At 62.4% G+C, this 19,213-nt stretch carries 25 protein-coding genes; 10 read left to right on the forward strand and 15 right to left on the reverse strand.

Annotation, left to right across the window (positions count from 1 at the left end):
- Window positions 1-36: 36 nt before the first annotated feature.
- The 10 genes from hisC to DJ563_RS16245 all read right to left on the reverse strand — a co-directional run bounded on the left by hisC (window position 37) and on the right by DJ563_RS16245 (window position 8,050).
- Window positions 37-1,083, reverse strand: a complete 1,047-nt coding sequence (gene hisC, locus DJ563_RS16200) for a histidinol-phosphate transaminase (RefSeq protein WP_274099532.1) — start codon at window positions 1,081-1,083, stop codon at window positions 37-39.
- A gap of 2 nt (window positions 1,084-1,085) precedes the next feature.
- On the reverse strand, window positions 1,086-2,411 hold the full coding sequence (gene hisD / locus DJ563_RS16205; RefSeq protein ID WP_274099533.1) for a histidinol dehydrogenase: 1,326 nt from the start codon (window positions 2,409-2,411) through the stop codon (window positions 1,086-1,088).
- A 136-nt stretch (window positions 2,412-2,547) separates the two neighbouring features.
- A complete protein-coding gene (gene hisG / locus DJ563_RS16210; protein WP_033701084.1) occupies window positions 2,548-3,183 on the reverse strand; it encodes an ATP phosphoribosyltransferase in 636 nt (211 codons plus the stop codon).
- A gap of 171 nt (window positions 3,184-3,354) precedes the next feature.
- Window positions 3,355-4,620 carry a UDP-N-acetylglucosamine 1-carboxyvinyltransferase gene (gene murA, locus DJ563_RS16215; RefSeq protein ID WP_033701085.1) on the reverse strand — a complete coding sequence of 422 codons (1,266 nt, stop codon included), beginning with the start codon at window positions 4,618-4,620 and terminating at the stop codon, window positions 3,355-3,357.
- Window positions 4,621-4,643: 23 nt separating this feature from the next.
- Window positions 4,644-4,883 carry a BolA family protein gene (locus tag DJ563_RS16220; RefSeq protein ID WP_003255121.1) on the reverse strand — a complete coding sequence of 80 codons (240 nt, stop codon included), beginning with the start codon at window positions 4,881-4,883 and terminating at the stop codon, window positions 4,644-4,646.
- 119 nt (window positions 4,884-5,002) lie between these two features.
- Entirely contained in the window at window positions 5,003-5,305 is a 303-nt protein-coding gene (locus DJ563_RS16225; RefSeq protein WP_274099534.1) for an STAS domain-containing protein, read from the reverse strand.
- Entirely contained in the window at window positions 5,302-5,949 is a 648-nt protein-coding gene (locus DJ563_RS16230; RefSeq protein ID WP_274099535.1) for an MlaC/ttg2D family ABC transporter substrate-binding protein, read from the reverse strand. Before DJ563_RS16230 ends, DJ563_RS16225 begins: the two co-directional genes overlap by 4 nt.
- Before the next feature lie 9 nt (window positions 5,950-5,958).
- Window positions 5,959-6,444 carry an outer membrane lipid asymmetry maintenance protein MlaD gene (gene mlaD, locus DJ563_RS16235; protein ID WP_016501327.1) on the reverse strand — a complete coding sequence of 162 codons (486 nt, stop codon included), beginning with the start codon at window positions 6,442-6,444 and terminating at the stop codon, window positions 5,959-5,961.
- On the reverse strand, window positions 6,444-7,241 hold the full coding sequence (mlaE, locus tag DJ563_RS16240; protein ID WP_033701089.1) for a lipid asymmetry maintenance ABC transporter permease subunit MlaE: 798 nt from the start codon (window positions 7,239-7,241) through the stop codon (window positions 6,444-6,446). Before mlaE ends, mlaD begins: the two co-directional genes overlap by 1 nt.
- A complete protein-coding gene (locus DJ563_RS16245; RefSeq protein ID WP_033701092.1) occupies window positions 7,241-8,050 on the reverse strand; it encodes an ATP-binding cassette domain-containing protein in 810 nt (269 codons plus the stop codon). Before DJ563_RS16245 ends, mlaE begins: the two co-directional genes overlap by 1 nt.
- A gap of 248 nt (window positions 8,051-8,298) precedes the next feature.
- Here DJ563_RS16245 and DJ563_RS16250 point away from each other — a divergent pair, with 248 nt between their 5' ends.
- From DJ563_RS16250 to DJ563_RS16295, 10 genes are all read left to right on the forward strand, one after another.
- Complete coding sequence (locus DJ563_RS16250; RefSeq protein WP_274099536.1) at window positions 8,299-9,273, forward strand: KpsF/GutQ family sugar-phosphate isomerase; 975 nt, start codon at window positions 8,299-8,301, stop codon at window positions 9,271-9,273.
- On the forward strand, window positions 9,274-9,798 hold the full coding sequence (locus DJ563_RS16255) for a KdsC family phosphatase (RefSeq protein WP_033701094.1): 525 nt from the start codon (window positions 9,274-9,276) through the stop codon (window positions 9,796-9,798).
- Between the two features lie 8 nt (window positions 9,799-9,806).
- Window positions 9,807-10,379, forward strand: a complete 573-nt coding sequence (gene lptC / locus DJ563_RS16260; RefSeq protein WP_033701095.1) for an LPS export ABC transporter periplasmic protein LptC — start codon at window positions 9,807-9,809, stop codon at window positions 10,377-10,379.
- Window positions 10,366-10,890 (forward strand): lipopolysaccharide transport periplasmic protein LptA, encoded by a 525-nt coding sequence (gene lptA, locus DJ563_RS16265; protein WP_274099537.1) that lies wholly within the window; start codon window positions 10,366-10,368, stop codon window positions 10,888-10,890. Before lptC ends, lptA begins: the two co-directional genes overlap by 14 nt.
- A complete protein-coding gene (gene lptB, locus DJ563_RS16270; RefSeq protein ID WP_033701098.1) occupies window positions 10,891-11,616 on the forward strand; it encodes an LPS export ABC transporter ATP-binding protein in 726 nt (241 codons plus the stop codon).
- Window positions 11,617-11,791: 175 nt separating this feature from the next.
- A complete protein-coding gene (locus tag DJ563_RS16275; RefSeq protein ID WP_274099538.1) occupies window positions 11,792-13,285 on the forward strand; it encodes an RNA polymerase factor sigma-54 in 1,494 nt (497 codons plus the stop codon).
- A gap of 79 nt (window positions 13,286-13,364) precedes the next feature.
- The gene (gene hpf / locus DJ563_RS16280; protein ID WP_274099539.1) at window positions 13,365-13,673 is read left to right on the forward strand and encodes a ribosome hibernation-promoting factor, HPF/YfiA family; all 309 of its coding nucleotides are present in this window, start codon (window positions 13,365-13,367) and stop codon (window positions 13,671-13,673) included.
- Window positions 13,674-13,685: 12 nt separating this feature from the next.
- The gene (ptsN, locus tag DJ563_RS16285) at window positions 13,686-14,150 is read left to right on the forward strand and encodes a PTS IIA-like nitrogen regulatory protein PtsN (protein WP_033701102.1); all 465 of its coding nucleotides are present in this window, start codon (window positions 13,686-13,688) and stop codon (window positions 14,148-14,150) included.
- 2 nt (window positions 14,151-14,152) lie between these two features.
- The gene (rapZ, locus tag DJ563_RS16290) at window positions 14,153-15,007 is read left to right on the forward strand and encodes an RNase adapter RapZ (RefSeq protein ID WP_033701103.1); all 855 of its coding nucleotides are present in this window, start codon (window positions 14,153-14,155) and stop codon (window positions 15,005-15,007) included.
- Between the two features lie 20 nt (window positions 15,008-15,027).
- On the forward strand, window positions 15,028-15,300 hold the full coding sequence (locus tag DJ563_RS16295; protein WP_033701105.1) for an HPr family phosphocarrier protein: 273 nt from the start codon (window positions 15,028-15,030) through the stop codon (window positions 15,298-15,300).
- A 5-nt stretch (window positions 15,301-15,305) separates the two neighbouring features.
- On the opposite strand, the gene DJ563_RS16300 is transcribed toward DJ563_RS16295, so the two are convergent.
- From DJ563_RS16300 to DJ563_RS16320, 5 genes are read right to left on the reverse strand one after another with little or no spacing between them, the layout of a single operon-like run.
- Window positions 15,306-16,199 carry a ZIP family metal transporter gene (locus tag DJ563_RS16300; protein WP_099452996.1) on the reverse strand — a complete coding sequence of 298 codons (894 nt, stop codon included), beginning with the start codon at window positions 16,197-16,199 and terminating at the stop codon, window positions 15,306-15,308.
- Between the two features lie 11 nt (window positions 16,200-16,210).
- Window positions 16,211-16,822, reverse strand: a complete 612-nt coding sequence (locus DJ563_RS16305; RefSeq protein ID WP_434518030.1) for a superoxide dismutase — start codon at window positions 16,820-16,822, stop codon at window positions 16,211-16,213.
- A 1-nt stretch (window position 16,823) separates the two neighbouring features.
- Window positions 16,824-17,285, reverse strand: coding sequence for a hypothetical protein (locus tag DJ563_RS16310; protein ID WP_033701108.1), 462 nt, complete (start codon window positions 17,283-17,285; stop codon window positions 16,824-16,826).
- 21 nt (window positions 17,286-17,306) lie between these two features.
- Complete coding sequence (locus DJ563_RS16315) at window positions 17,307-18,683, reverse strand: class II fumarate hydratase (protein ID WP_434518031.1); 1,377 nt, start codon at window positions 18,681-18,683, stop codon at window positions 17,307-17,309.
- Window positions 18,676-19,077: a hypothetical protein gene (locus DJ563_RS16320; RefSeq protein ID WP_033701111.1), complete on the reverse strand. Its 402-nt coding sequence runs from the start codon at window positions 19,075-19,077 to the stop codon at window positions 18,676-18,678. Before DJ563_RS16320 ends, DJ563_RS16315 begins: the two co-directional genes overlap by 8 nt.
- Between the last annotated feature and the right edge of the window lie 136 nt (window positions 19,078-19,213).

Consider the following 19,213-nt stretch of genomic DNA (forward strand, 5'->3'; position numbering starts at 1 on the left):
TTCGATCAAAGCGGACGGCTGCTTGAGCCTGCCTGATCAGTTCAGCGCATCGAGCAATGCCTGGTTCATATCCGGCGTACCGATGGTAATGCGCAGGAACTGGGCAATCCGCGCCTGCTTGAAGTGCCGCACGATCACCCCCTGCTCACGCAGGCGCGCCGCCAATTCGGCCGCATCCTGTTGCGGGTGACGAGCGAAGATGAAGTTGGCCGCCGACGGCAGCACCTCGAAGCCCTTGGCAGTCAGTTGCTCGACCAGCACTTCCCGGCTGTCGATCACCTTGCGGCAGGTTTCTTCGAAGTAGGCACGGTCTTCGAACGCCACGGCCGCACCGACGATCGCGGCACGGTCCAGCGGGTAGGAGTTGAAGCTGTTCTTGATCCGCTCCAGCGCCTCGATCAGGTCCGGGTGGCCGACCGCCAGGCCAACGCGCAAACCCGCCAGCGAGCGCGACTTGGACAGGGTCTGGGTGACCAGCAGGTTGTCATATCGGTCAACCAGGCTGATGGCCGTCTCGCCACCAAAGTCGATGTAGGCTTCATCCACCACCACTACCGAATCACGGTTGGCTTGCAGCAGTTGCTCGACCGCCTGCAATGGCATCAGGCAGCCGGTGGGCGCGTTAGGGTTGGGGAAGATAATGCCGGCGTTAGGCTTGTTGTAGTCCTCGACACGGATCTGGAACTGCTCGTCCAGCGCCACCTGCTCGAAGGCGATGCCATACAGGCCGCAGTAGACCGGGTAGAAGCTGTAGCTGATGTCCGGGAACAACAGCGGCGCGTCGTGCTGGAACAAGCCGTGGAAGATGTGCGCCAGCACTTCGTCCGAACCGTTGCCGACGAAGACCTGGCCAGGGGTTACGCCGTAGTACTCGGCCACCGCCTGCTTGAGCCGGTCACCGTTCGGGTCCGGGTACAGGCGCAGGTTGTCGTTCAGCTCGCCACGCATGGCTTCCAGCGCCTTGGGCGACGGGCCATAAGGGTTTTCATTGGTGTTGAGCTTGACCAGGCGGGCCAGCTTGGGTTGCTCGCCCGGCACGTAAGGCACCAGGTCCTTGACGAAGGGGCTCCAGAATCGACTCATGCTCAGTTCCCCTTGTCTTGGGTCAGGATACGGTATTCGGCGCTGCGGGCGTGGGCCGTCAGCGATTCGCCACGGGCCAGGACCGAGGCGGTGTGGCCCAGCTCGGACGCGCCCTGCTCGGAGCAGAAAATGATCGACGAACGCTTCTGGAAGTCATAAACCCCCAGTGGCGAAGAAAAGCGCGCGGTGCCGGACGTCGGCAGCACATGGTTGGGGCCTGCGCAGTAGTCACCCAGCGCTTCGCTGGTGTGGCGGCCCATGAAGATCGCGCCGGCGTGGCGGATCTGCGGCAGCCAGGCTTGCGGGTCGGCGACCGACAGCTCCAGGTGCTCGGGGGCGATCCGGTTGGCCACTTCGATGGCCTGCTGCATGTCACGCACCTGGATCAGCGCGCCGCGGCCATTGACCGACTTCTCGATGATCTCGGCGCGCTCCATGGTCGGCAGCAGCTTGTCGATGCTGGCGGCGACGCGGTCGAGGAACTCGGCATCCGGGCTGACCAGGATGGCCTGGGCGTCTTCATCGTGCTCGGCCTGAGAGAACAGGTCCATGGCGATCCAGTCCGGGTCGGTCTGGCCGTCACACACCACGAGAATTTCCGACGGGCCGGCGATCATGTCGATACCGACTTGGCCGAACACGTGGCGCTTGGCGGTCGCCACGTAAATGTTGCCGGGGCCGACGATCTTGTCCACCTGCGGCACGCTCTCGGTGCCATACGCCAGGGCGGCGACGGCTTGGGCACCGCCGACGGTGAACACGCGGTCAACACCAGCAATGCAGGCGGCAGCCAGCACCAGTTCGTTGACCTCGCCACGCGGGGTCGGCACCACCATCACCACCTCGGTCACACCTGCGACCTTGGCCGGGATGGCGTTCATCAGCACCGAGGACGGGTACGACGCCTTGCCGCCGGGCACATACAGGCCGGCACGGTCCAGCGGCGTGACCTTCTGGCCCAGCACGGTGCCGTCGGCTTCGGTGTACTGCCACGAGTCCTGCTTCTGCCGCTCGTGGTAGATACGCACTCGGTTGGCGGCCTTTTCCAGCGCCTCACGCTGCACCGGGGTGATGCGGGTCAGCGCCAGCTCAAGGCGCTCGCGGCCCAGGATCAGGTCTTCGATGCGGGTGGCCTGAACACCATCGAAACGCTGGGTGAACTCCACCAGCGCCGCATCGCCACGCTCGCGCACGGCCTTGATGATGTCGAGCACGCGCTGGTTGACCGCGTCATCAGACACACTTTCCCAGCTCAGCAGATGATCCAGATGTCGGGCGAAATCCGGATCAGCGGCGTTGAGACGGGCAATTGCAGTGGACACGGTCATGGCGAGGGCCTCGATTATTAGCGAATGCTCAGGCGCCCTAGGCTACCAGTCCATCCGCGCGGGCACCTGAGAAAAGTGGCTATGACGCGGATAGACGGGCGCGACAGCGAAGGCCGCGCGCAGGAGGTAGAGAGTCTTAGCCGCGGTGTCGCGATTCGACAGCTTTGCGCAGGGTGTCGATCAGGCTCTGGATACGGGCATGCTGCATCTTCATGGAGGCTTTGTTGACCACCAGGCGCGAGCTGATCGTGGCGATCATTTCCTGTGGCTCCAGGCCGTTGGCGCGCAGGGTGTTGCCGGTGTCGACCACGTCGATGATCTTGTCGGCGAGGTTGATCAGCGGGGCCAGCTCCATCGAGCCATACAGCTTGATGATATCGACCTGACGGCCTTGCTCGGCGTAGTAACGCTTGGCAACGTTGACGAACTTGGTGGCTACGCGCAGGCGGCCCTTGGGCTCGGGTGCACCAACCACGCCAGCGGTCATCAACTTGCAGCAGGCGATCTGCAGGTCCAGCGGCTCGTACAGGCCCTGGCCGCCGTACTCCATCAGCACGTCCTTGCCAGCCACACCCAGGTCGGCGGCACCATGCTCGACATAGGTCGGCACGTCGGTGGCACGCACGATCAGCAGGCGCACGTCGTCCTGCGTGGTGGGGATGATCAGTTTACGGCTCTTGTCCGGGTTCTCGGTCGGCACGATACCGGCCTCGGCCAGCAATGGCAGGGTATCGTCGAGAATTCGGCCTTTGGATAGCGCGATGGTCAACATGGGAAACGTCGGTCCTTAAGCGGCTACTGCCGACCGGGCGTAAAGCCCGGTCGCATACAATTCGTGTGTGGGAGCGGGCTCGCCCCGCGAACACCGGCAAAGCCGGTGCCATAACCGCGGTGGCTGCTTCGCGGGGCAAGCCCGCTCCCACACCCTGCCCCCTGCAGACTCTTAACCCGGTACGCGACGGATCTTCGCGCCCAGCATCTGCAGTTTTTCTTCGATGCACTCGTAACCACGGTCGATGTGGTAGATGCGATCGATCAGGGTATCGCCATCGGCAACCAGTGCCGACAGCACCAGGCTGGCCGAAGCACGCAGGTCGGTGGCCATTACCGGGGCACCTTTGAGCGCCTTGACGCCCGTGACGATGGCCGTGTTGCCTTCGACCTGGATCTGCGCGCCCATGCGGTGCATTTCGTAGACGTGCATGAAACGGTTTTCGAAGATCGTCTCGATCACCGCACCAGTGCCTTCGGCGATGGCGTTGAGCGAGATGAATTGCGCCTGCATGTCGGTCGGGAACGCCGGGTAAGGCGCGGTGCGCAGGTTCACAGCCTTGGGCCGCTTGCCGTGCATGTCCAGCTCGATCCAGTCTTCGCCGGTGTTGATGTCGGCGCCCGCTTCCTTGAGTTTTTCCAGTACCGCTTCAAGGATGGTCGGGTCGGTGTCCTTGACCTTGACGCGGCCACCGGTGACGGCGGCGGCGACCAGGTAGGTACCGGTCTCGATACGGTCGGGCATGACCCGGTAGGTGGCCGAGTGCAGGCGCTCGACGCCATCGATGGTGATGGTGTCGGTGCCGGCGCCCTGAATCTTGCCGCCCATGGCGTTGATGAAGTTGGCCAGGTCGACCACTTCAGGCTCGCGCGCGGCGTTTTGCAGTACGCTGCGACCCTTGGCCAGGGCTGCGGCCATCATGATGTTCTCGGTACCGGTCACACTGACGGTATCGAAGAAGAAGTGCGCACCGCGCAGGCCACCTTCAGGCGCCTTGGCCTTGATGTAGCCGGCTTCGACTTCGATCTTCGCACCCATGGCTTCCAGGCCACGGATGTGCAGGTCGACAGGGCGCGAACCGATGGCGCAACCGCCAGGCAGGGCCACTTCGGCCTCGCCGAAGCGCGCGACCATAGGGCCCAGCACCAGGATCGAGGCGCGCATGGTCTTGACCAGCTCGTACGGCGCGACCAGCGTCTTGATGGTACGCGGGTCGATTTCCACCGACAGCTTCTCGTCGATCACAGGCTCAATGCCCATGCGCCCGAACAGCTCGATCATGGTGGTGATGTCGTGCAGGTGCGGCAGGTTGCCCACGGTGACCGGGCCGTCAGCCAGCAGGGTCGCCGCCAGAATCGGCAGGGCCGCGTTCTTCGCGCCCGAAATGCGGATCTCGCCGTCAAGGCGAGCGCCGCCAGTAATAATCAGTTTGTCCATTGGAGTCTCGCCGCCAAGTTGGCTCAGGTGCGCTCAGCCCAGGCTGCGCTGCTGAAAAATTTCATGGTTACCGCATGGATGCTGCCATTGGCGATCCAGGGATTAAGGTGAGCATAGATCGCCTGTTGACGCTTGACCGGGCTCAGGCCAGCCAACTCGTCGCTGATCACGTTCAACTGGAAGTTGCAGCCTTCGCCTTCAACTTCGACCCGGGATCCCGGCAATTTTTCTTCAAGGAAGCTTTTAACTTCTACGGCCTGCATGCTCAACCTCAATCGGCGCCCGATGCGCACGGGTCGGCCATCATACAAAAAAGCCCCTCGCCTGCGAAGCCCACTGAAGGTTTGCGCTGACCGAGGGGCCATCCATCCGTGTCAGGCCATCAATTGGCCAGCACTTCATCGAGGTCGTAGACCTCGGCAATCTCCCGCATGTCTTCGGGCATTCCACGCACTTCGCAGACCTTGCCAGTGGCCTGGCCATCGCGGATGAACGCCAGCAGCAGCGACAGGCCGACGCTCGACGACTTGTCCACCGCCGAGCAATCGAGGATCAGGCGAGGCTCTTTGGAAGCCTCGACCAGCGCCTTGCCTTGCTTGCGCAAGGCCGGGCCACTGCGATAGTCCAGCACGCCTGCCAGGCGCAGTACGCCCGGCTCGGCCATGCTTACGCCGGTTTCACTCATTTCACGACCTTATCGGACGATTGATCGGCTTCCTGCTTGGCCTTGGCCACTTCGCCTGCCCAGCCGTCGATGGTCTTGTCCAGGTTGTTGCCGTTGCGCTGCATGGCGTCGGCGAACTGGTCGCGGAACAGCTTGCCGATGTTGATGCCGTTGACGATGACGTTACGCACCTTCCACTCGCCGGCGATGTTCTCCAGGGTGTACTGCACCGGGTATACCGCACCGTTGTTGCCCGTCACCTTCATGCCGACGCTGGCACGCTTGCCGTCATCGGCCTTGGCCTGATCGACGACAATGCCCTGGTTGTTGTATTCCAGCAGGGCGTTGCCATAGAACTGCATCAGGCTGCGCTTGAAGTTTTCCTGGAAGCGCTGCATCTGCTCAGGCGTGGCCTTGCGCGAGTACTTGACGGTCATGATGCTGCGCGAAATACCGTCCGCGTCCACCACCGGGCCCAGGATGCGGTTGAGCGCATCGTAGAAGGCGCTGGGGTTGGACTTGTACTGCTCCTTGTTGGCCTTGAGGTCACCCAGCAGTTCGTTGGTCGTGCCTTGAACCACCTCGTGGGGCGTCTGTGCCGCCAGGGTCAGCAGGGGGAAGGCCGCCAGCAGGACCAGCAGGCCACGTCGCAGGATCGAAATCATGGAAACTCCTTAATTAGCCGGTTGCGCTTCTTTCGGTTCCTTGCCAACGGAGTTGAGCAGGAACTTGCCAATCAGATCTTCCAGCACCAGGGCCGACTGGGTGTCGTGGATGGTCGCGCCATCCTTGAGCACCTGATCTTCGCCGCCCACGCTGATGCCGATGTACTTCTCGCCCAGCAACCCGGCGGTCAGGATCGAGGCAGTGGAGTCGGTCGGCAGGTTGTCGACGGTCTTGTCCAGCTGCAGCGTCACCCGACCGGTGTAGGAATCACGGTCCAGATCGATGGCGGTGACCTTGCCGATCGTCACACCGGCCATGGTCACTTTAGCTCTGACCGTCAAACCGGCGATATTGTCGAAGTACGCATAAACTTTATAGGTATCGCTGCTCGGGCTGGCCGACAGCCCGCTGACACGCAGGGCCAGCAGCAGCAGCGCCAGGATCCCGGCCAGGAGGAACAGGCCGACACCGATTTCCAGGGTGCGGTTTTGCATCAGAAATCTCCAAACATCAAGGCGGTCAGAATAAAGTCCAGACCCAGGACTGCCAACGAGGCATAGACCACGGTCTTGGTGGTGGCGCGGCTGATCCCTTCTGAGGTGGGCTCACAGTCGTACCCCTGGAACACGGCAATCCAGGTGGTGACGAAGGCGAACACCAGGCTTTTGATCAAGCCGTTCAACACGTCGTCGGTAAAGGAAACACTGTTCTGCATGTTGGCCCAGAACGAGCCCTCGTACACGCCCAGCCAGTCGACTGCGACCCACGAACCACCCCAGATGCCGACCACGCTGAAGATCAGCGCCAGCAGCGGCAGCGAGATGAAACCGGCCCACAACCGCGGCGCGATGATGTACTTGAGCGGGTCGACGCCGATCATCTCGAGGCTCGACAACTGCTCGGTGGACTTCATGTTGCCGATCTCGGCGGTCAGCGCGGAGCCCGCACGGCCAGCGAACAGCAAGGCGGTCACCACCGGCCCGAGCTCCCGCAGCAGGGTCAGGGCAACCATCTGCCCGACCGCCTGCTCCGAACCGTACTTGGTCAGGATGCTGTAACCCTGCAGCGCCAGCACCATGCCGATGAACACACCGGACACGGCAACGATCGCCAGCGACAGCACGCCCACCGAATACAGCTGCTTGGTCAGCAGTTGGAAACCACCGCCAATGCCGCCACGCCCGACCAGCGCGTGAAACAGGAACAGGCAGGAACGCCCGAGCACCGCCACCACGTCGATCGCCGAGCGACCGAACAGGCGAACACGTTCGAGTAAGGATTTTCTGCGCATCAACGCGCCCCCAGCAGGTCGGCGCGGTAATCAGGCGCGGGAAAATGGAAGGGTACCGGACCGTCCGGATCGCCCTTCATGAACTGGCGAATACGCGGGTTGTCCGAGCCCATCAGTTCGTCGGGCGTGCCCTGCCCCAGCACCTGACCATCACCGACCACGTAGATATAGTCGGCAATGCTGGCGGTTTCGGCCAGGTCGTGGGACACGACAATGCTGGTGATGCCCAGTGCATCGTTGAGCAGGCGGATCAGGCGCACCAATACGCCCATGGCGATCGGGTCCTGGCCGACGAACGGCTCGTCATACATGAGGATCTGCGGGTCCAGGGCAATCGCACGGGCCAACGCCACCCGGCGCTTCATGCCACCGGACAGCTCGTCGGGCATCAGGTCGATGGCACCGCGCAGGCCCACGGCCTGCAGCTTCATCAGCACGATGTCACGGATCATTTCTTCCGACAGCTGGGTATGCACGCGCAGCGGGAAGGCGACGTTCTCGAACACATCGAGGTCAGTGAACAGCGCGCCACTCTGAAACAGCACGCCCATCTGCTTGCGCGCGTCGAACAGGTCGCTGCGCGACAGCGTCGGCAGGTTCTGCCCCGCTACCCACACCTCACCACCGGACGGGCGCAACTGCGCGCCCATCAGGCGTAGCAACGTGGTCTTGCCGCAACCCGATGGCCCCATGATGCCGGTGACCTTGCCGCGCGGGATGCGGATGTCGACATTGCTGAAAATGCTGCGCGAACCGCGCTTGAAGGATACCCCCTTCAACTCGACCGCGTAGGCGCTATCCACACTCATCTAGACTCCTTGCTAGTGCAGCCTCGTCCTAATGGACGCCGGCCCTCTTCTTGAAGGCACACGCGCCCCTGGCAGGCCGAATAGCGGCGAACTATAGCACCGCTGACAGCGCCGCCCCAAGGCCGGGGAACGAGTCGTTCAGCCCGGAGACAGGCTTTGATGACATTCGCCACAGCAATCGAAAGGGTGAGGGTTTCTTTCATTGCGGCTATAATCGCCGCCTTTTCATCAGGCATTGCTTTTTCGACATGAGCCAATCCAGCGAGCTGATCCAATCCGCCCAACGCACCTTGCGCCTGGAACTCGAGGCCGTAGAGGCCCTGTTGGCGCGCATCGACGACAATTTCGTCAAGGCCTGCGAACTGATCCTGGCAAGCACGGGCCGGGTCGTCGTGGTCGGCATGGGCAAGTCCGGGCACATCGGCAACAAAATCGCCGCCACCCTGGCCAGCACTGGCACGCCTGCGTTTTTCGTACATCCGGCCGAAGCCAGCCATGGCGACATGGGCATGATCACCCGCGACGATGTCATCCTGGCCCTGTCGAACTCCGGCAGCACCGCCGAAATCGTCACCCTGCTTCCTTTGATCAAGCGCCTGGGCATCAAGCTGATCAGCCTCACCGGCAACCCTGACTCGCCCCTGGCCCAGGCCGCCGAGGTCAACCTCGACGCCCGCGTTGCCCAGGAGGCCTGCCCGCTGAACCTCGCGCCGACCTCCTCCACCACGGCATCGCTGGTACTGGGCGATGCCCTGGCGATCGCCCTGCTCGAAGCCCGCGGCTTCACCGCCGAGGACTTCGCCTTCTCGCACCCCGGTGGCGCGCTGGGCCGTCGCCTGCTGCTCAAGGTCGAGAATGTCATGCATACCGGCGACGAACTGCCCCAAGTGGCACGCGGCACCCTGCTCAAGGACGCACTCCTTGAAATGTCCCGCAAAGGCCTGGGCATGACCGTGATCGTCGAAGCCGATGGCACCCTGGCCGGAGTGTTCACCGACGGCGACCTGCGCCGCAGCCTCGATCGCAACATCGACGTGCACACCACGCTGATCGACGACGTGATGACCGTGCACGGCAAGACTGCCCGCGCCGAGATGCTCGCCGCCGAAGCCTTGAAGATCATGGAAGACCACAAGATCGGCGCTCTGGTGGTCGTGGACCGCGACGACCGGCCGACCGGTGCCCTCAACATGCACGACCTGCTGCGCGCCGGAGTGATGTAAATGAACCAGAACCTCATGCAACGGGGCAAGGCCATCAAGCTGGCGGTGTTCGACGTCGACGGCGTGCTCACCGACGGTCGCCTGTATTTCCTCGAAGATGGCAGCGAATTCAAGACCTTCAACACCCTCGATGGCCAGGGCATCAAGATGCTCATGGCCTCGGGCGTAACCACCGCCATCATCAGCGGGCGCAAGACCCCGGTGGTCGAGCGCCGGGCGAAGAACCTCGGTATTCCTCACCTTTTCCAGGGCCGCGAGGACAAATTGGTGGTTCTTGACGGCCTGCTCGCCGAACTGGGCCTAAGCTATGATCAGGTCGCCTATCTGGGCGACGACCTGCCAGACTTGCCGGTGATTCGCCGCGTGGGCCTGGGCATGGCGGTAGCCAACGCCGCGCCGTTCGTTCGCCAGCACGCCCAGGGCGTAACCCAGGCACGCGGCGGCGAAGGGGCCGCCCGTGAATTCTGCGAACTGATCATGCAGGCCCAGGGCACCCTGGACGCTGCCAACGCCAACTACCTGTAAGGCTGCCCATGTTCAGCAAGAAAGTCCGCAACTTTGCGCTGCTCGGGGTCATCGCCGCCCTGCTGGTGGCGATCGGCTACTGGAACGTCAGCCCGGAAAGCTTCCTCGACAAGCCGGTGAGCCAGGTCGACGATAGCGCTATCGACTACTACGCGACCAACGCTCATAGCCTGCAATTCTTGCCCGACGGCAAATTGCAGTATGAAATGACCGCCGACAAGGTCGAGCACCTCAAGGCCAGCGAAATCACCCTGCTGACCACGCCCGACCTGCATATGTACCGCGGCACCGAATACCCGTGGCACGTGCAGAGCGCCCGCGCCGAGGTCAACCCGGACGGTACCGAGGTCGAGCTGATCGACCAGGTACGCGTTGCCCGCACCGACGAAAAGCAGCGTGAGACCATCATTACCAGCTCACGCATGACCGTGTTCCCGCAGAAGCAATATGCGCAGACCGAGCAAGCCGTTAGAATCGACGGCGCCGGTGGCACAACTACGGGCAAAGGAATGAAAGCGTATTTGAAAGAAGGCAGGATGGACCTGCTCTCTAACGTAAGAGGACAGTATGAGGCTCGTTAAAACCCTCCCCCTTTTGCTCAGCCTGAGCGCAGCACTGGGAAGCGCGAGCGCCTTCGCACTGCCGAACGACCGTGATCAGCCGATCCGCATCCAGGCCGACAATGCCCATCTGGACGACAAGCAGGGTGTGGCCACCTACACCGGCGATGTGATCATCACCCAGGGCTCGATGAAAATCACAGGCAACACCGTGACCATCACCCGCTCCCCCACCGGCGATATCGACGTGGTGACCTCGGTGGGCAACCTGGCCTACTTCGAGCAGCAGCAGAGCGCCGCCAAGCCGGACAAGATGAAGGGCTGGGGTGTGACTATCCAGTACCAGTCGCAGAAGGACCTGGTGATCCTCACCGACCGCGCCAAGGTCGAAAACGAAGGCAACACCACCGAAGGCGAGAAAATCGTCTACAACACCCAGACCCAGGTGGCGACCGCCGGTCGTGGTGGCAACGTGACTACACCGCGCCAGCGTATCGACATGGTGATCCAGCCCAAGAAGAAGGCCGAGTAAATGGCAACCCTCAAAGCCCAGCACCTGGCCAAGAGCTACAAGGGTCGGCAGGTCGTGCGCGATGTCAGCCTGTCGATCGACAGTGGCCAGATCGTCGGCCTGCTCGGCCCCAACGGCGCCGGCAAGACCACCTGCTTCTACATGATCGTCGGCCTGGTCCAGGCTGAGCAAGGGCGCGTGCTGATCGACAACCTCGATGTCAGCCACCAGCCCATGCACGGTCGCGCCCGCGCCGGTATCGGCTACCTGCCGCAGGAAGCCTCGATCTTCCGCAAGCTGTCGGTGGCCGACAACATCATGGCGATCCTCGAGACCCGCAAGGAACTCGACCGCGACGGCCGCCGCAAGGAGCTGGAAAGCCTGCTGCAGGAGTTCCATATCAGCCACATCCGCGACAACCTCGGCATGAGCCTCTCGGGTGGCGAACGCCGCCGCGTCGAGATCGCCCGGGCCTTGGCAACCGCACCGAAGTTCATCCTGCTGGACGAACCTTTCGCGGGTGTCGACCCGATTTCGGTCGGCGACATCAAGCAGATCATCCACCACCTCAAGGCCAAGGGCATCGGTGTACTGATCACCGACCACAACGTGCGCGAGACCTTGGATATCTGCGAAACCGCCTATATCGTCAATGATGGCCGACTGATCGCCGAAGGCGATGCCGAGACCATCCTGGCCAACGACCTGGTCAAAGAGGTTTACCTGGGTCACGAGTTCCGACTCTGACCCCGGGACGCACCCGGAGCACCGGCAAATAACCCTTGACGGGGTTTAAGTTGTTACGGTGCTCTAGGCAAACGCTACAATTTAAGGCATAAAACTTGCTTGAATTTGGCGCTCCGGCGCCCTCGTGTAGTGGATGGCGCATGCGCGCCGGCGAACAAGGTATTAAGCCCCTGCCATGAAACCATCGCTCGTCCTAAAAATGGGCCAGCAACTGACGATGACTCCTCAGTTGCAACAGGCCATCCGCCTTCTCCAGCTCTCCACCCTGGACCTCCAACAGGAAATCCAGGAAGCGCTGGAGTCGAACCCGATGCTCGAACGTCAGGAAGACGGCGAGGACTTCGACAATAGCGACCCGATGGCCGATAACGCCGAGAGCAAACCGGCCGCCGAAGCCCAGGACAACAGCTTCCAGGAAAGCACCACCAGTGCCGAAAACCTGGAAGACGGTGAGTGGAGCGAGCGCATCCCCAACGAGCTGCCGGTCGATACCGCCTGGGAAGACATCTACCAGACCAGCGCCAGCAGCCTGCCTAGCAACGATGACGACGAGTGGGACTTCACCACCCGTACATCGGCCGGCGAGAGCCTGCAAAGCCACCTGCTGTGGCAGCTGAACCTGGCGCCGATGTCGGATACCGATCGCCTGATCGCCGTCACTCTGATCGACAGCATCAATGGCCAAGGCTACCTGGAAGACACCCTGGAGGAGATCTGCGCCGGTTTCGACCCTGAACTGGATATCGAGCTGGACGAAGTCGAAGCGGTCTTGCACCGCATCCAGCAGTTCGAGCCTGCCGGCGTCGGTGCACGCAACCTCGGCGAATGCCTGCTGTTGCAACTGCGTCAGCTGCCGGCCAGCACCCCCTGGATGGCCGAGGCCAAGCGCCTGGTCACCGACTTCATCGACCTGCTGGGTGGCCGCGACTACAGCCAACTGATGCGGCGCATGAAGATCAAGGAAGACGAACTGCGCCAGGTCATCGAACTGGTGCAAAGCCTCAACCCGCGCCCCGGTTCACAGATCGAATCGAGCGAGCCCGAGTACGTCGTGCCTGACGTCATCGTGCGCAAGGACAGTGAGCGCTGGCTGGTCGAGCTGAACCAGGAAGCGATCCCGCGGCTGCGCGTCAACCCGCAGTACGCAGGCTTTGTCAGACGCGCCGACACCAGCGCCGACAACACCTTCATGCGTAACCAGCTGCAGGAAGCGCGCTGGTTCATCAAGAGCCTGCAGAGCCGCAACGAAACGCTGATGAAGGTCGCCACGCAGATCGTCGAGCATCAGCGCGGTTTCCTCGACCATGGCGACGAAGCGATGAAGCCCTTGGTGCTGCATGACATTGCCGAAGCGGTGGGCATGCACGAGTCGACCATTTCGCGGGTCACCACGCAGAAATACATGCACACGCCCCGCGGCATCTACGAACTGAAATACTTTTTCTCAAGCCATGTGAGCACCGCCGAAGGCGGAGAATGCTCGTCCACGGCGATCCGCGCGATCATCAAGAAACTGGTTGCGGCGGAAAATCAGAAAAAGCCATTGAGTGACAGCAAGATCGCTGGTTTACTGGAGGCACAAGGCATCCAGGTAGCCCGTCGCACCGTCGCCAAGTACCGCGAGTCTCTCGGCATCGCACCGTCGAGCGAACGCAAGCGACTGATGTAGCCCCTGGTATGTGCCACAGCGTTTGCGGGGCAGGTGCAAGACCTGCCTCTTTATGCACGGGCAACAAAGGAGAAGCTGTATGCAAGTCAACATCAGTGGACACCATGTAGAAGTCACCCCGCCGCTGCGCGACTATATCGAGCAGAAACTCAAGCGCCTGGAGGGTCACTTCGACAAGATCACCAATGTGACCGTCATCATGAAAGTCGAGAAGCTGCAGCAAAAGGTCGAAGCGACCCTGCAGATTCCGGGCGGCGAAGTGGTTGCCAATGCCGAACACGAAGACATGTATGCAGCAATTGACGCCTTGGCCGACAAGCTCGACCGCCAACTGAAAAAACACAAGGAAAAACAGCAAAGCCTGCTGCAAGGTACGGCTGCCCGCTGATCCCCCTCATCCATGATCCGACTTGAAACCATCCTGACCCCCGGCCGTTCCCTCGTGAACGTGCCGGGCGGCAGTAAGAAGCGCGCCCTCGAAAAGGTCGCCACTGTCATCGCCGACCAAGTGCCAGAACTGGAGATGCAAGACGTCTTCGAAAAACTGGTCGCCCGTGAAAAACTCGGCTCGACCGGGTTCGGCAACGGCATCGCCATCCCCCACTGCCGGCTCGAAGGATGCACCGCCCCCGTCAGCGCCTTGCTGCACCTGGAGGCACCGATCGACTACGACGCCATCGATGGCGCGCCCGTGGACCTGCTGTTCGTCCTGCTGGTGCCCGAAGCTGCCACCGATGCGCACCTGGAACTGCTGCGCCAGATTGCCAGCATGCTCGATCGCAAAGAGGTTCGTGATCGTCTGCGTGCCGCCAGCAGTAACGAGGCCCTGTACCAGGTTGTCCTGGACGTCCAGAGCGAGCCCTGAACATGCGTCTGATCATCGTTAGCGGCCGGTCCGGCTCCGGCAAGAGCACCGCCCTCGATGTGCTGGAAGACAACGGTTTCTATTGCATCGATAACCTGCCCGCCGGCCTGCTACCGCAGTTGGCGGAAAACGCGTTGATCAATACCGAGTTGCTGCAACCCAAGGTCGCCGTGTCGATTGACGCGCGCAACCTGCCGAGCCACTTGTCGCGTTTCCCCGAACTGCTCGAAGAGGCCCGAGCACGGCACATCCAATGCGACGTGCTGTACCTGGACGCCGACGAGGATACCCTGCTCAAACGCTTCTCCGAGACGCGCCGGCGCCACCCGCTGACCAATGCCAACCGTTCCCTGGCAGAGGCGATACGGGTCGAGAGCGACATGCTGGGCCCGATCTCCGATCTGGCTGACCTGAAAATCGACACCACCAGCCTCAACCTTTACCAACTGCGCGACTCGATCAAGCTGCGCCTGCTCAACCAGCCAGAGCCTGGCACTGCGTTCCTGGTCGAATCGTTCGGCTTCAAGCGCGGCATGCCGGTCGATGCCGACCTGGTGTTCGATGTGCGCTGCCTGCCCAACCCCTATTGGAAGCCCGAGCTGCGTGAGCACTCCGGCCTCGACCAGCCGGTGATCGACTACCTCGCCGCCCAGCCAGATGTCGAAGAGATGTTCAACGACATTTCAAGCTACCTGCTCAAATGGCTGCCCCGCTTCGCCGCCAGCAACCGCGCCTACGTCACCATCGCCATCGGCTGCACCGGCGGCCATCACCGCTCGGTGTACCTGACCGAACGCCTCGGCGAGCTGCTGCAGCAATCACTGAAAAACGTCCAGGTCCGCCACCGCGACCTCTAGCCCACAGGATCCACCCCACGATGCCCGCCTGCGAAATCACCATCATCAACAAGCTGGGCCTGCATGCCCGGGCGGCAGCCAAGTTCGTCGGCGTGGCCGGGCGCTTTCCCTGCCAGGTGCGCGTGGGCCGCGCGCCCGACAAGCTGGTGGACGGCAAAAGCATCATGGCGGTGATGATGCTCGCGGCAGGCAAAGGCACCCAGGTGCACCTGCTGACCGAAGGCGAACAGGACAACGAAGCGCTGGAAGCCTTGATCGAGCTGATCAACAACTACTTCGACGAAGGCGAGTAAACCGCTCAGGACATCGCGGTATCCATCACCATCATCAGGCAGAAACCGATACACAGCCCCAAGCTGGCCAAGCGGTGATGCCCATTGCTGCGCGACTCAGGGATGATTTCCTGGGTCACCACCAACAGCATCGCCCCCGCCGCACACGCCAACCCCAACGGCAGCAGCAACTCGGCAACGTTGACCAGCCAGGCACAGATCACCGCAGCCACGGGTTCGACCAGCCCTGAAGCGGCTCCGATCAGAAATGCCTTGAACCGCGGCATGCCCGCCCCCGCCAACACCAGCGCTATCACCAGGCCCTCAGGCACATCCTGCAAGGCGATGCCCATGGCCAGGCTATCGGCATCCGCCATGCCGCCACCCGCCGACACGCCGATGGCCATGCCTTCGGGAATGTTGTGGGCAATGATGGCAATCACGAACAGCCAGATTCGCGCGGCGATCACTGGCTGGTTATCCGTGCCGACCAAGGCTTCCGGCGAGGCGCCGGAAACCTTGAGGTCGACCAGAAACAGGCACAAGGCGCCGAACATCAAGCCAAAGCTGATCAGGCCGCCCGCGCCCCAGGGGCTGAAGCCGATACCCTGGGCCGCTTCCAGCCCCGGAATGATCAGGGAAAACGCGGTGGCCGCCAGCATCACGCCGGCGCCGAAGCCCAGCAGCGTGTCGGCCAGGGCCACCGGCATGTTACGTATCACCAACACCGGTACCGCGCCCAGCGCCGTCCCCAACGCGCACAGTGCGCCCCCCTCGAGGGCGCGCAACATGCGCGGTTCCAGGCCCAGCCAGGCAATGCCCTGCGCCAGCAACAGCGCAGTGCCGACCAGCAACAGCAAGGTTCCTATCGCCAGGCGAAACAGACGCACGCTGCTGACGGACAACACCTGTGAACGCATACCGGATCGACTCACTTCAAGGCTTCGAGATAACGACGTTCTACTTCCGCCCAGTCGACGACGTTGTAGAAGGCACCGATGTATTCAGGGCGACGGTTCTGGTACTTGAGGTAGTAAGCGTGTTCCCACACGTCCAACCCCAGGATCGGCGTATTAGCGTGCATCAGCGGGCTGTCCTGGTTGCCGCTGCTTTCAACCACCAGCTTGTTTTCCGGGGTGACGCTGAGCCAGGCCCAACCACTGCCGAAGCGGCTCAGTGCAGCTTTGGTGAACGCGTCCTTGAAGGCATCGAAACCACCCAGCTCGGCTTCGATCGCCTTGGCCACCTGACCGTGCGGCTGGCCGCCACCCTGTGGCGCCATCACGGTCCAGAACAGCGTGTGGTTGGCGTGGCCACCCCCTTGGTTGATCACCGCAGCCTGCAGCTTCTCTGGCAACTGCTTGACCGCGCCGACCAACTGTTCCACCGGCCACTCGGCCCATTCGGTGCCTTCGATAGCGGCGTTGAGGTTGTTGATATAGGTCTGGTGATGCTTGCTGTGGTGAATCTCCATGGTCTGGGCATCGATGTGCGGTTCCAGCGCATCGTAGGCATAGGGCAACGCAGGCAAGGTGTGTGGCATGTCAGTGGATTCCGTAAGCGTGGGGTCTGGGTGTCACGTCTGCCTTCGCCGCCAGCGCGCTGGCCTCGGGTGCGTGACGGTTGAGCAGGCGCTCGGTGCGCGGGTACTGGCCGTACTCGGCGATGAAATTCAGCAACTCGGTGTAGGTGCGCCCACTGTGGCGCAGCGCGGCATCGCGCAGTGCCTGGGGCAAGCGGGCCTCCTGGCTGGCCTGCAGCAGGCGCTGATGCGCAGAGCACAGGTAGTCGGCGCTCTCGTGCGGCTGGTTCAGGCGCAGGTGCAGGTCGGCCAGGTTGTGGTGAGCGATGACGAACACCGCCACCGCTTCGTCGACGTCATGCCAGCGCTCGAACAGCACCTGGGCCAACGCCAGGGCTTGCAGGTAGTGTTCCCGTGCATCGACCCACTCACCTTGCTCGAACAGGTGGTTGGCCATTTCGGTGGTGCGTTTCCAGTGCTGCATGACGTGTCTCCTGCGCCGGGGTCAGATCCCGCCGGCGGTGAGTTTTTCCGGGTCGAGCAGCGCTTCCAGCTGGTCGAGCGACAAGTCGGTATGCTCCAGCGCCACATCGATGATCGGGCGGCCCTGCTTGTAGGCGGTCTTGGCGATTTCGGCGGCCTTGAGATAGCCGATGATCGGGTTCAGCGCCGTGACCAGGATCGGGTTGCGCGCCAGCGCCTCTTTGAGCTTGCCTTCATTGACCTTGAACGTGGCGATGGCCTTGTCGGCCAACAAGCGGCTGACGTTGGCCATCAGCTCGATGCTTTCCAGCAGGTTGCGGGCGATCACCGGCAGCATCACGTTCAGCTCGAAGTTGCCCGACTGGCCGGCGATGGCGATGGTCGCGTCATTGCCGATGACCTGCGCAGCCACCATGGCGGTGGCTTCCGGGATCACCGGGTTGACCTTGCCCGGCATGATCGAAGAGCCAGGCTGCAGGCCTTGCAGTTCAATCTCGCCAAGGCCGGCCAACGGGCCGGAGTTCATCCAGCGCAGGTCGTTGGCGATTTTCATCAGCGCCACCGCAGCAGTCTTGAGCTGGCCGGAAAGGGCTACGGCGGTGTCCTGCGAGCCAATCAGGGCAAACAGGTTCTGCCCAGGCGTGAACTCGACCTGGGTCAGGGCACTGAGCTGGCGAGCGAAACCGGCAGCGAACTGTGGGTGGGCGTTGATACCCGTGCCCACGGCCGTACCGCCCTGGGCCAGCGCCTGCAGGCTCGGCAGGGTCGCCTCGATGTGCGCCTGCGCGCCTTTGATTTGTGCTGCCCAACCGTCGAGCACCTGGCTCATACGCACGGGCATGGCGTCCATCAGATGGGTACGGCCGGTCTTGACGAACGGGTGTACTTGCTGCGATTTGGCCTCGATCACCTGTATCAGGTGACGCAACGCCGGCAGCAGTTGCTCATGCAGCGCCAGGGCGGCACTGACATGGATGGTGGTCGGGATGATGTCGTTGCTGCTCTGGCCGCAGTTCACATGGTCGTTGGCATTGACCGCATCACCCAGTACGCGGGTCGCCAGAGTGGCGATCACCTCGTTGGCGTTCATGTTCGAACTGGTGCCGGAACCGGTCTGGAACACATCCACCGGGAAGTGCTGGATGAAATCTTCCGCCAGCAGTTGCTCTACTGCCTTGACGATGGCCTGACCCTGCTCGGCGCTCACCTGCTCCAGCTCGATGTTGGCCTTGGCCGCTGCGGCCTTGGCCAGCAGCAATGCGCGAATGAACTGGGCCGGCATGCGCTGGCCGCTGACCGGGAAGTTGTCGACCGCGCGCTGGGTCTGGGCGCCATACAGGGCCTCGGCAGGCACCTGCAGCTCACCCATGCTGTCACGCTCGATACGGGTATTACTCATCGTCTAGTCCTTGCATCAGTTCATCGGGAGAAATCGAAGGCAGCAGCACGCAATTGGCCAATTGCAGGGCGTAGGGCTGCCAGCGCTGGTTCTGTTCGCGGCGGTCGAGGTTGCGCAGGTCGAGCAAGGGTCGCCAGGCCTGGTCCAGGCACAGGCAGCGCCAATGCCAGGGCAGCATGCGGTCGCAAGCGGTATCCAGGAGCAGGCGGAAGGAGGTCAGGGCCACCGTCCATGGCAAGGTTTCGGTGCAGCACACCAGGTAGCGGCCTTCGGCCAGGTAGTGCTCGATCAGGCGCGGCTCATCGGGCTCGAGCGCGCAGCGAATGCGCCGGCTGAGCCAGCGCCAGTTTTCCAGGTAGGGCAACTCGTGGAGGACGGATTTCATGAACACCATCGCCAAGCAACTGGGTAATGATATTCATTATTAAGTGATAAATAGAATCACTTCAAGAGGGCATCGACCAAAGCAGGGAGCAAGCAGGCATAAAAAAACCCGGCGCGCAGGCCGGGTTTAGCAAATCAGGCGGCCA

The sequence above is a fragment of the Pseudomonas sp. NFX1 genome (genome assembly GCF_051123555.1).
Taxonomy (GTDB): domain Bacteria; phylum Pseudomonadota; class Gammaproteobacteria; order Pseudomonadales; family Pseudomonadaceae; genus Aquipseudomonas; species Aquipseudomonas capeferrum.